At 70.5% G+C, this 12,032-nt stretch carries 10 protein-coding genes; all 10 read right to left on the bottom strand.

Translation table 11 applies throughout. From position 1 onward, the window contains the following. Positions 1-148: 148 nt before the first annotated feature. The gene (locus M3M27_RS05015; protein WP_434027353.1) at positions 149-1,495 is read right to left on the bottom strand and encodes a dicarboxylate/amino acid:cation symporter; all 1,347 of its coding nucleotides are present in this window, start codon (positions 1,493-1,495) and stop codon (positions 149-151) included. Positions 1,496-1,721: 226 nt separating this feature from the next. Beyond that, entirely contained in the window at positions 1,722-3,416 is a 1,695-nt protein-coding gene (locus tag M3M27_RS05010) for a BatD family protein (protein ID WP_434027352.1), read from the bottom strand. Then, entirely contained in the window at positions 3,413-5,206 is a 1,794-nt protein-coding gene (locus M3M27_RS05005) for a tetratricopeptide repeat protein (RefSeq protein WP_434027351.1), read from the bottom strand. Before M3M27_RS05005 ends, M3M27_RS05010 begins: the two co-directional genes overlap by 4 nt. Next, the gene (locus tag M3M27_RS05000; protein WP_140719463.1) at positions 5,203-6,213 is read right to left on the bottom strand and encodes a vWA domain-containing protein; all 1,011 of its coding nucleotides are present in this window, start codon (positions 6,211-6,213) and stop codon (positions 5,203-5,205) included. Before M3M27_RS05000 ends, M3M27_RS05005 begins: the two co-directional genes overlap by 4 nt. Beyond that, the gene (locus M3M27_RS04995) at positions 6,210-6,665 is read right to left on the bottom strand and encodes a DUF4381 domain-containing protein (RefSeq protein WP_434027350.1); all 456 of its coding nucleotides are present in this window, start codon (positions 6,663-6,665) and stop codon (positions 6,210-6,212) included. Before M3M27_RS04995 ends, M3M27_RS05000 begins: the two co-directional genes overlap by 4 nt. Continuing rightward, entirely contained in the window at positions 6,662-7,561 is a 900-nt protein-coding gene (locus M3M27_RS04990; RefSeq protein ID WP_434027955.1) for a DUF58 domain-containing protein, read from the bottom strand. The genes M3M27_RS04995 and M3M27_RS04990 overlap by 4 nt, the downstream gene beginning before the upstream one ends. 90 nt (positions 7,562-7,651) lie before the next feature. Beyond that, positions 7,652-8,671 carry an AAA family ATPase gene (locus tag M3M27_RS04985; protein WP_434027349.1) on the bottom strand — a complete coding sequence of 340 codons (1,020 nt, stop codon included), beginning with the start codon at positions 8,669-8,671 and terminating at the stop codon, positions 7,652-7,654. Positions 8,672-8,805: 134 nt separating this feature from the next. Continuing rightward, positions 8,806-10,689, bottom strand: coding sequence for a type IV pilus secretin PilQ (locus M3M27_RS04980; protein ID WP_434027348.1), 1,884 nt, complete (start codon positions 10,687-10,689; stop codon positions 8,806-8,808). Positions 10,690-10,708: 19 nt separating this feature from the next. After that, complete coding sequence (locus M3M27_RS04975) at positions 10,709-11,344, bottom strand: pilus assembly protein PilP (RefSeq protein ID WP_434027347.1); 636 nt, start codon at positions 11,342-11,344, stop codon at positions 10,709-10,711. 3 nt (positions 11,345-11,347) lie between these two features. Beyond that, positions 11,348-12,019 carry a type 4a pilus biogenesis protein PilO gene (locus tag M3M27_RS04970; protein WP_434027346.1) on the bottom strand — a complete coding sequence of 224 codons (672 nt, stop codon included), beginning with the start codon at positions 12,017-12,019 and terminating at the stop codon, positions 11,348-11,350. Positions 12,020-12,032: the final 13 nt, after the last annotated feature.

The following is a 12,032-nucleotide window of genomic DNA, read 5'->3' as shown; positions in this document are numbered from 1 at the left end:
CCACCCCTGTCCGGATAAGTCATGAGAAGCCGGACCCGGGTTCCGGGTCCCGCAAACGCCTACGCCGATGGAGTGGCTGCCGAAGCCGCTTCCACCAGCATCCCCTGCTTTCGTGCTTGCAAGAACGGCGCAGGCCGCGACGGGGCCTTCACGCGGCTCCCTCCGCACCGACGCTCTTCCCGGGTCCCTGCGCCCCGGATCCCGGCTTTTCCGCCTCGTCGCTCTCGCCCTTGGACACCAGCGTGGTCAGGGCCAGGTCGCCGGTGACGTTGAGCGCGGTCCGGCACATGTCCAGGAAGTGGTTCACGCCCAGGATCAGGCCGATGCCGACCGGGTTGACGCCCACCATCGCGCAGATCAGCGCCACCACCGGCAGCGAACCGGACGGCACGCCGGCCGTGCCGATGCCGCCGAGGATGCACACCAGCATCACCGTGAACTGCTGCCACAGGCTCAGCTCCACGCCGAAGAACTGCGCCAGGAAGATCACCGTCACGCCCTCGAACAAGGCGGTGCCGTTCTGGTTGGCGGTCGCGCCCACCGTCAGCACGAAGCGCGATACCTTGTGCGGCAGCCCCATCTGGTCGGCCACGCGCAACGCGGTCGGCAGCGTGGCATTGCTCGAGGCGGTCGAGAACGCCATCACCGTCGCCTCCTGCGTCTCGCGGAAGAAGCGCAGCGGCGAGCGTCCGGCGAACCACACCGCCAGCCCGTAGCTGACCACCATGTGCAGGCCCAGCGCCAGCACCACCACGCCGACATAGGCGCCCAGCTTCACCAGCAGGTCGAAGCCGAACAGCGCGGCCAGGTTGAACATGAAGCAGGCCACCGCGTAGGGCGCCAGGCGGATCACCAGCCCGATCAGCGTCATCGAGATCTCGAACACGCCCTCGATGCCGCGCCGGAGCGTATCCACCTTGTCCTGCGGCGCGAGCACCATGCCGACGCCGAACATCACCGCGAAGAACATCAGCGACAGGATCGCGCCGTTGCTGGAGGCCGCCTCGACCACGTTGCTCGGCACGATCGACATCAGCATGTCCATGCCCTTGGGCTGGGTGCCGCTGGAGGCGACGATCTCGCGGCTGCGCTCGGCGTTCTCGGCCAGCAACTGCTGCGCCAGCTGCGGGTCCACGCCCGCGCCCGGCTTGAGCACGTTGACCAGCACCAGCCCCAGCAGCACGGCCACGCCGGACAACACCACGGTGTAGCCCAGGGTCTTCCAGCCGATCCGGCCGAGCGCGCGGATGTCGCCCATCTCGGTCACGCCCATCACCAGCGCCGAGAACAGCAGCGGCACGATCAGCATGAAGATCAGGTTGAGGAACAGCTTGGACAGCGGCGTGGTGACCCAGGTGGTCACCCCGCGCACCCAGCCGGCGTCCCCGGCCAGGTAGTAGCTCACCAGTCCCAGCAGCAGGCCGACGCCGAAGCCGATGCCCATCTTCCAATGCAGCGGAAGCTTCTTGCGAGGCGTGGAGGGGGCTGGGGTCATCGGCATTACCTGCTGTCGGCTGAACAAACCGCGAGCTTAGCAGGCCCGGCCCGGCCGCCGGGCCGGACGCGCCCAACCCCACCGGGACCCAGGTCACGCCAACCCTCCCGCGCAAGCCCCCTGTGGGAGCGGCTTCAGCCGCGATGAGGCCTTACCGATACCGCCTCATCGCGGCTGAAGCCGCTCCCACAAAAGCTGCTCCTGCACGAGAGCGGACCCTCCGCGATCACCGCGGATACAGCGATTCCAGCGCGTCCTGCTCCCGGGGTGCGGCGGCGCGCCACTGCGGCCCCTGCCGGAACGCTTCGCGCAAGGCCTGGCGGGCGCCGGCCACGTCGCCCTCGCCGGCCCAGCGCGCCCGCTGCAGGCGCACGATGGCCTCGCGCTGCGGCGCGGAATCCAGCTTCGCCACGACCTGGTCCAGGTCGGGCACGCCGCCCATCGCGCACAGCACCCGCCCGACCTCGTCCAGGCCGTCGGCGTCCAGCGCGCGGCGCAGGTCGGCCAGGGCGTAGCGCGGCGCCGGCGTGGCGCCCGACCCGTTCGCCACGGCCGCAGCCGGCGCGCGCGCGGCCGGGCGGCGCACCAGCGCCCAGGCCAGCGTCGCCAGCCAGAGCAACGCGAACAGGCCGGCCAGGCCGATCCAGCGCCATGGCCGCGGCGCGGCCGCGCCAGCCTCCACGTCGTTGCCAAGCGCTCGCGCGCTCGCTTCAGCCGGCGCGGACTGCGCCGGCACCGGCGGTGGCGGCGTGGCGAAGCCACCGCTGCCGGGCGCCACCTGCAGCTTGATGTCGGGCAGGCGCGCCTCGCGCGCGGCACCGGCCGCCACGTCCCACCAGTCCATGCGCAGGCCAGGCACCACCAGCGCGCCGGCCCGGTTGGGCACGATCGAATAGCGACGGGTGAGTTTTAGCTGCGGCGTGCCGCCGACGAAGCGCTCGTCGTACTGCGCCGGCTCGGCGAATACCTGGGCATCGGCCACGGTCGGCGTCGGCAGGTCGGGGAACTGGGATCGGGTCGCGCCTTCGGCGGTGGCCTCCACCACCACCTGCACCGCCTGCCCCGCGATGGCCTGCTGCGGCGTGGCGGTATAGCGCAGGCGCAGGTCGTGCAGCGGCAGCCATGGCTGCGGCGCGTCGTCCGGCTGCGCACGCACCTGCAGCGTCTGGCTGGCGCCGCGGGCGCTCAACGTGCCGCTCCCGCGATCGAAGAAATCGTCGAAGAAGCCGCCTATCGCGCGGCCGTCGAACCGTGCGCCCGGCAAGGTCAGCGGACCGCTGCGCTCGGGCACCAGCAGGAAGCGCCGTTCGACCACGTTGTACTGGCGGCCGTTGACCGTCTTCACCGAACTGACGTCGTCGCCGACACGCTGCAGCGAGGCGCCGTCCGGCGTGGCCAGGTCCAGTTCGCCCGAGGCCAGTTGGGTGGCGAAGTACAGCCGCACCACCACGCCCACGCTCTGCTGCACGTAAGGCTGCTTGTCGTCCACGACGGTCTCGACGAACACCCGCTCGTTGCCCTGCACGGCCGCCGGCGCGGCGTCCCGCGCGTCGCCGGAGACGCGCAGCCGCAGCGGTGCGGTGGTCTCGCCGCCGACCCGCAGCGCCGGGATCGCCAGGTCGCCGGCACGCCGCGGCGTCAGCACGACGCCGAACAGCGCGCGCACCGACATCGCCCCGTTCACCACCTGCATCTGCCGGCTGCTGCTCTCGCCGCTGAGCGAGAAATCGCCGCGCAACGGCGAGTAATCGGGCACCACCGAGCCCTGGTCGGTCTCGATGTTGAGCGTGACCGGCTCGCCGACGGCCACCGCATCGCGGTCGAGCCAGGCGCGCGTTTCCGCCTGCGCCGCGCCGGCCAGCGCCAGCAGCAGCACGGACGGCATCCATCCCCATGTCGACGAGGCTTGCCGAGGATTCATTGCCCTTCCCGTTGCTTGCGTTCGTATTCGAGCCGGAACTTGGCCCGCAGCAGGCTGCCCGGATCGTCCGGCACGCGCCGCATCCATGCCTCGACCGCCTGGCGCTGCTCGCGCTGCTGCGGCGTTTCATCCGCCCGCATCGCCGCCGCGTCCTGCTTGCGCGCCGGGTCCTGCCGGTCCAGGGCCTGTTGCATGCGCTGCTGCTGCGCCCGGTTGGCCTGTTGCTGCGCCTGGGCATCCTCGGCCTTCGGGTCCTGCGGCGGCGGTTCCTTGCCGTTGCGGCCCTGGCCGTCCTGCGGCTTGTCCTGCCGAGGATCGTCCTGCTGCGAGGGCGCCTGCCCATCGTCCTGCTGCGACGACCGGTCGCGTGCGTCCTGCGGCGGTTGCGACGTGCCATTGCCGGGGTACGACGAGGATGGCGGCTGCCGTCCCTCCTGTTGGCCCGACTGGCCCTGCTTCTGGCCGTTCTGCCGGCGCTTGCGCGCTGCCTCGACCGCGGCGCGGTTGGCGACGGCGTCGGGCATGCCCGGGTGCAACGCGAGCGCGCGGTCGTAAGCGGCGATGGCATCGTCGTAGCGCCCCTGCCTCGCCAGCGCATTGCCGAGGTTGTACTGCGCCTCGTCGCTGTCGATGCCGTCGAACGCCTGCTGCGCGCGCGCGAAATCGCCCTTGCGATACGCCTGCACGCCCTGCTCGATGCGCTGCTGCCGCACCTGGTCGGCACGGCGCCACCAGCCGCCCTCGTCGGCGGCCCGCGCCGGAAAGGCCAGCGGCAGGCACAGGCCCAACGCCAGCACGGAGGCCGCGACCCCGCGCCGGCGGAACGCCAGCAGGGCCAGCAGCATCACCGGCGGCAGCAGCCAGTAGCCATCGTCGAGCCAGGCCTGGCCATTGGACGACGCATCGGCTCCCGCCTGCGCCCGTGCCGGATCCAGCACGCCCAGGCTGCGCAGGTCGGCGTCGTCGACGGTCAGGCGTGCATAGCGGCCGCCGCCGCTGCCGGCCAGCGCCCGCAACGCGTCCTCGTCCAGGCGCGCCTGCTCGATCCGTCCCTGCAGATCGCGGTAGGCGCTGCCATTTGCGGTGCCCAGGCCCAGCGCGGACACGCGGAAACCCCGTTGCAGCGCCGCCGCGGCCGCGGCGCGCGTGCGCGCATCGGCCTGGTCGGTCAGCAGCAGGATGTCGCCCTGGCGGTAGCCCGCCTGCGCCAGCAGGGACGCCGCCGCCTCGATCGCGCGATCGGCCCGCTTGCCGTCCACCGGCATCACGTCCGGCGACAGCGCATCGAGGAACAGCGCGACGTTGGCCGCGTCCTCGGTCAGCGGCGCCACCGTGAAGCTCTCGCCGGCATACGCCAGCAACGCGACGTCGCCGCCGCGGCGCTCGCGCAGCAGCGTGGCCAGCTTCGCGCGCGCCTGCAGCAATCGCGACGGCGGCAGATCGCCGGCCAGCGCGCTGGTGGACAGGTCGAGGGCGATCACCAAAGGCTGGTGCGGGCGATACAGCGGCTGTTCCTGCTGGCGCCAGCTCGGCCCGGCCAAAGCCAGGATCGCCAGCACCGTGCCCAGCACCAGCGCGACCAGCCCGCCCCAGGCGCGCCGCGTGCCCGGAACCAGCAGGTGCGGCAACAGGTGCGCATCGACGTTGTGCTTCCACACCTCGCCACGACGCCGGCGCAACACCCACAGCGCGACCGCCAGCGGTACCGCGAGCAACGCCCACAGCCAGCCCGGGCGCAGGAAATGCAGCGCGCCCAGGAAGGCGTTCCAGTCCTGCAGCGCGGCGTTCATCGCCACCTCGCCGGCAACACGAAAGCCAAGCCGGCCAGCACCAGCGCCGCCGCCAGCGGCCATGCATAGCGTTCGATCCGCGGCTGCACCGCGGGCGCCGCGGCGGCGACCGGCTCGAGCTGGTCGAGCTCGGCGTAGATCTGCGCCAATCCCGCGGTATCGCGGGCGCGGAAGAAACGCCCGCCGGTCTGCTCGGCGACCGCGCGCAGGGTCTTCTCGTCCACTGGGTCCTCGTCGCCGGCCTGCACGGGAATGCCGAACAGCGACATGCCGCCGCCATCGCTGCCGAAGGCGATCGTGTACACCCGCACGCCTTCGGCCTTGGCCAGCTCGGCGGCCTTGAGCGGATCGAGCACGCCGGCGGTATTGACGCCATCGGTGAGCACGATCAGGACGCGTTGCCCGCTCGGCTGGTCGCGCAGGCGCTTGACCGACAACGCGATCCCGTCGCCCAGCGCGGTCTCGCGCCCGGCCAGCCCGACCACGCTGTCGCGCAGTTGGTCGCGCACCGAAGCGAGGTCGGCGGTGAGCGGCGTCAGCGCATACGCCTTCTGCCCGAACACCAGCAGGCCGACCCGGTCGCCCTCGCGGCGGTCGAGGAAATCGGCCAGCACCGCCTTGGCCGCGGTCAGCCGGTCGACGACGCGGCCGCCCAGCTCCATGTCCGGTTCGCTCATGCTGCCGGACAGGTCCACCGCGAGCATCATCTGCCGCGCCTGCTGGGGCGGGCTGATGGGCTCGCCGAGCACCTGCGGGCGCGCCAGGGCCGCGCACAGCAGCGCCCAGGCCAACCAGGCCAGCCAGCGTCCCGGACGCAGGTGCGACAGCGTCGTCGCCTGCGCCAGTTCGCGGATCCGTTCCGGATACGGCACCTTCAGCGCCGCCTGGCGTTCGGCCCGACGCGGCAGCAGGCGCATCAGCAACGGCAGCGGCAGCAGCGCCCAGGCCCACGGCCAGGCGAACTGCGAGAACCACGGCTGCCATTGCGCCGGATCGAAGCCGTTCATCGCCGCCCCGCCATCAGTTCGACGAAGCGCCGGCGCACCAACGCCTCGACCTGCGCCAGCCGTTCGACCTGCGGATCGCGCTGGAAGCCGCCTTCCAGCAACACCCGCCCGATGCCCTGGCTGAAGTCGCGCCGCTTGGCGCCGTCGAGCAGCCGCAACCACGCTTCGCCCTGCAAGCGGTCCGCCCCCGGCTCGACCCGGCGCGCAGCCCGGCGCAGCAGCGAGGACAACGCGGCCAGGCGGCCGGCATCGTCCGGCGCGGCCGCGATTTCGCGGTCGAACGACGCCAGCCAGCGCGCACGCTGCCGCCGCCGGCGCCACCACCATGCCGACGCAACGCCGAGGAGCAGCGCGAGGATCCCGAACACGATCCACCAGCCCGGCGCCGGCGGCCACCACGACGGCGCGGGCGGCAGGTGGACGTCCCGCAACGGCAGCTGCGCCGGGCTCATTGCGGAACGCCCTCCCGGACGCCGCCGCCCATCCAGGCATCGCTGGGATCGGGCGTGGACAGCAGGTGCGCGCGCACGCCCCGCGCCGCCAGCTCGCGCTGCAACGACGCCGCCGCCTCGCCGAAACATTGGTGCCAGCGCTGCATGCCCTCGACGCTTCCCAGGTCGACCTGCACCTGCGCATCGCCGGCCATGAACGCGAGTGCCTGCGAGGGCGGCGCCGTTTCGAGCGGATCGACCAGCAGCACGGCGGTGACGTCGTGGTGCGCCGCCAATGCGGCCCAACGCGCCAGCGGCACCGCACCCGCGCTCGCCGGATCGGCGAACACGTACAGGCGTGCGCCCGGCCGCAGCAGCCGCCCGGCATGGTCGAGCGCGACCGGAAGCCCGGCATCCTCGCGCGGCGGCTGCGCATACCAGCGCACCAATGCATCCAGCACCCGCAGCACGCCACGCTGGCCGGTCGCGGGCGCGACCGGCGCCTCGGCCAGGCTCCCGCGCAACGCCGCGATGCGATCGCCGCGCCGCTGCGCCGCCCATGCCGCGACCGCGGCCGCGCGCGCGGCCTGGACCGACTTGTAGCGCACCCGGGTACCGAAATAGAGCGCGGGCGCGGTATCGGCGACGATCAGGCTGAGCTGTTCGCGCTCGGCCTGGAACAGCTTGGTATGCGCCCGGCCGCTGCGCGCGGTGACGCGCCAGTCGATGTGGCGCGCGTCGTCGCCAGGCACGTACTCGCGCGATTCGGCGTACTCCATCCCGCGCCCGCGCTGCGGTGCCGGGGCAGGCCCGGCCATGCCGTACCGGCCGCGCCGCGGCGGCGGCCGCCGCACGGCGCTCCGCTGCAGCGCCGCCAGTTCGGCCAACGTGGGCCGGAGGCCGTCGGATCCGGCCATCTGTCCGGAAAGAACGTTCGCCAACGTCACGCCCATCTCATCCGATCGACACGCCCGCCACCGGCCGTGCACCGCCGTCGCAGCGCATGCTCACGGCAGCGGCACCTGGTCGAGCAACGCCTGCACCAGCCGCTCGCCGTCCCAGCCCTCGGCGACCGCCTCGTAGCTGGGCAGCACGCGGTGCCGCAGCACGTCCGGCGCCACCGCGCGCACATCGTCGGGCGTGACGTAGTCGCGCCCGGCCAGCCACGCACGCGCCCGGGCGCAGCGTTCCAGCGCGATCGATCCACGCGGGCTGGCGCCCCAGGCGATCCGGCGCGCCAGCGCCGCGTCGTAGCGCTGCGCGTCGCGCGAGGCCAGCACGATCTCGATCAGGTAGCGTTCCAGCTGCGGCGCCACGTGCAGCGACAACACCTCGCGGCGCGCCGCGTACACGTCTTCCAGCGGCATCTTCGCCGGCGCATGCTCGGCCCGGTCGAGCACCTCGCGCGCGCTGTCGCGCGCCAGCCGCAGGATCTCGGCCTCGGCCTCGGCCTGCGGGTAGCCGATCCGCACGTGCATCAGGAAGCGGTCCAGCTGCGCCTCCGGCAGCGGGAACGTGCCCTCCTGCTCGATCGGGTTCTGCGTGGCCATCACCAGGAACAGCGGCGGCAGTGCATAGGTGTGCCGGCCCACCGTGACCTGGCGCTCGCCCATCGCCTCCAGCAGCGCCGACTGCACCTTGGCCGGCGCGCGGTTGATCTCGTCGGCAAGCAGGATGGGGTGGAAGATCGGCCCCGGCACGAACTCGAAGCGGCCTTCCTGCGGGCGCCAGATCTCGGTGCCGGTGAGGTCGGCCGGCAGCAGGTCGGGCGTGAACTGGACGCGCGCGAAATCCGCCTCCAGGCGCGAGGCCAGTGCCCGGATCGCCGTGGTCTTGGCCAGGCCGGGCGCGCCCTCCACCAACAGGTGGCCATCGGCCAGCAAGGCGATCAGCAGGCGCTCGACCAGGCCGGCCTGGCCGATGATGCGCGCGGACAGCGCGTCACGGAGCTCGATGAAGGCAGCGTGCAACCGGGCGTCGCCGGTGCCGCCCAACGGTTCGGTAGGGAGCTGGGGAGGCATGTTCATAGGCCCAGTTTGACCCATCCGCGCCGGTTTGGTTCAGCATCGGGGGCAATTCCGCCGCTTCGCCGCTCAGCCGGGATGCAGGAAAAGCGAAGGGCCGCCTCGGCGGCCCTTCCGCGATCCCGAAGCGAAGTCGATCAGCCCCCGGCCTTGGCCACACGCAATACCTTCGGCGTGACGAAGACCAGCAACTCCGCCTTCTGCTTGCTCTTGCCGCGCTTCTTGAACAGGTTGCCGAGGAACGGCACATCGCCCAGAAACGGGACCTTGCTTACGCTGCTGCGATCCGTGAATTCATAGACGCCACCGATGACCACTGTTTGACCATCGTCGACGAGTACCGCCGTATTGATCTCGCGGCGATTGATTTCCGGAATCGTGCCGTAACCGGACAGTTCTATGTAGCGCTCGACCTCGTCCTTCTTCACGTTCATGTTCAGGAAGACGCGGTTGTCGTTGGTGATGGTCGGCGTGACCTTGAGTTCCAGCAGCACTTCCTTGAACTGCACGTTGGGGGTGGCCGCCGTACCGGCCGTGCCGCCGGTGATGGTGACGTAGCCGATTTCCTTGCCTTGCTTGATCACGCCTTCTCGCTGGTTGGCTGTGACGATGCGCGGGTTGGAGATGACCTCGCCACGACCTTCCTCCTGCAGCGCAGACAACTCCAGGTCCAGGTTGAAGTTGGATCCCAGCAATGTGTAAGCCAGACTCGGGACCGATGTACCAGTCGTGAAGCCACTGGCAGGCAGGTTCACGTTGAGGCCACGCGTGGCGGCGGTACCGCCGCCAGTAGCGTTGCTGCCGATCGTCGCAACATTGTCGCCGTAGGTATGCGTACCGCCAATGCCAAACTTGGCTCCAAGATCTCGCGCGAAGGTATCGGTGGCGATGACGATGCGCCCCTCGATCAGGACCTGGTCGACCGGACGGTCGATGTGGTCGATCAGCTCGCGCATCTGCGCGACCTTCTTCGGGATATCGCTGATCATCAGCGTGTTGGTACGTTCGTCGGCCACCAGGCGACCACGCGGCGACAGGAAGCCGTTCTCGTTCTGGCTGCTACCGCCATTGCCACCGCCGCCACCGCTGCTGCCGCCGATGCCCTTGGCTTCGGTCAGCGCCTTGTAGATCGCCGATGCGGAGTGATAGTTGATCTGGATGTAGTCGGTGATCAGGTCCTCGCGGTTCTCGATCGCGATCCGCGCGTCTTCCTTGTCCTGCTCGAACTTGGCCAGCTCGGCCTGCGGGCCCACCCAGATCACGCTGCCGTCGCGGCGCTTGTCCAGGCCCTTGGCGCGCAGCACGATGTCCAGCGCCTGGTCCCACGGTACGTTGACCAGGCGCAGGGTCACGTTGCCCTGCACCGTGTCCGAGGCCACGACGTTGAGATTGGATTCCTCGGCGATCAGCTGCAGCACCGTGCGCACCGGCACGTCCTGGAAGTTGAACGTCACCGGGCGGCCGCTGTAGCCGCGCGAGGCGATCTGCGCGGCGGCCTTGCTCACCGACTCGGCCGTGACCGCGCCCATCGCCGGCTGGCCCTTGCGCGGGCTGATCTCGACCACGTACTCGTTGCCGCTCTGGTACGCCAGCGACTCGAACGGGGCGTTGATGCTCAGCACCAGCTGCGAGCCGCCGCCATGGGGCTTGGCGTCGATGCGCTGCACCGGCGTGGCGAAGTCGGTGACGTTCAGCGGTTTCTGCAGCTCGGCAGGCAGGCGCGCGTTGCCGACCTCGACCAGCACGCTGTTGCCCTGCGTGCGCAGGTCCGGGCTCGCGCCCTGGCCGTCGAACTGCAGGATCAGGCGCCCGGAACCGTCCTCGCCGCGCTTGAAGTCGATCTTGGACACCGACACCTTGGCCGGCACCGTCTTGGCCGGGTCATGGGCGTTGAGGTCGGCCGCACCGGTGGCTGCGAACGAGGCACCGCTCGCCAGGGCGAGCGCGAACCCCAACGCGCAAGCCTGGATCGTCGTCCGGCGCCGGCCCGGACGCAGGCCCAGGGCTTTGGAAAAAGTCATCGTGCTATCCCCTATCGAATCATTGATCATCGAGCGCGATCGAAGCCGGCCGTTCCAGCCAGCCGCCCGCACCATCCGGCACCAGTTCAATCAGGTCGATGTGGTCTTCGGACACCCCGGTCACGCGCCCATCGCTCTGCCCCATGTAGATACCGGGCCGGACCCGGTAGGTCACCTTGTCGGGTGCCATCACCAGCGCCACCAGCCCCGGACCGGTGCCGATGGTCCCCACCATGTCCAGGCTGTCCAGCGGGAAAGCCTCAAGCGGTTCCTTGCGCCGGTTCGGATCCGGGCGCAGGCCGTTGCCGCCGTCGGGGTTGACCCAGGCGTCGGCGAACGGATCGCGCATGCCCTGCGCGGCGTATTCGAACGTCTCGAACTGCTGCATCACCGGCAACGGCTCCAGCGGCGGCGCGGGACGCGCACGGACCTCGGCCACCCAGCGTTCCAGGTTCGGGGCATCGCCCGGGGTGCTGGTCACCCCGCGCGCGCAACCGGCCAGCAAGAGCACCAGAGCGAAGCAGGAAAAGAGTCCGCGTACAGGGATGTACGCCGCTTTCGCGAGGGACTCACAACAAAAGAGTCCGCGCACAGGGACGTGCGCCGCTTTGGTGAGGGACTCACAACAAAGTCTCTCGTAGGACATCGTGCTCATGCCTCAGCTCTTCTTGTTGTTCTTCTTGGCCGTCTCGGCGGCGGCCTTCTCCTGTTCCGCCATTTCCTCGTCGTCGAGGTAGCGGTAGGTCTTGACCGTGCCGGACAGTTCCAGCGCCCCGCGCTGCGTGATGCCGCTCTTGGGGTCCTTGGGCTTGAGATTGATGTCGTGCATGGTGAGGATCACCACGCGGGGCAGCGACGCCACGCCGCTGACGAAGGCGCCGAACTGGTGGTAGCTGCCCACCATGCGCAACGCGATCGGCTTCTCGGCGTAGAACTCCTTGGGCGTCTCCGGGCCGGGCTGGAACAGCTCGTTGTTCAGGCCGCTCGACAGCGCGGTCTGCGAGATGTCGATGATCAGGTCCGGCATCTCGGTCCTGCTGGGCAGCTGGCGCAGCATCTGCTGCAGCACCTGCTCCATCTGCGCCAGCTGCTGCTTCAACGGTTCCAGGTTGACCGCGCGCCCCTGCTCCTTCTCGAAGTCGGCGCGCAGCTGCGCCTCGCGCTGCTCCAGGGTTTCCAGCTCGTCGCTCTTGCCCTTGATGACCAGGAACCACGCCATGGCCACGATGAACACCCCGACCAGGGCGCAGAAGACGATCTTCGCCTGCTGCGGCCAGATCCCGATGTTGTTGAAATCGAGGTCCTTGATGCTGAATTTCTTCTGGCTCACGACTTTGCCCCCT

The sequence above is a fragment of the Xanthomonas boreopolis genome (genome assembly GCF_046529185.1).
GTDB classification, from domain to species: domain Bacteria; phylum Pseudomonadota; class Gammaproteobacteria; order Xanthomonadales; family Xanthomonadaceae; genus Pseudomonas_S; species Pseudomonas_S boreopolis.
The sequence above is the reverse complement of the archived record's forward strand: the minus strand, read 5'-3'. Positions and strand labels throughout refer to the sequence as shown.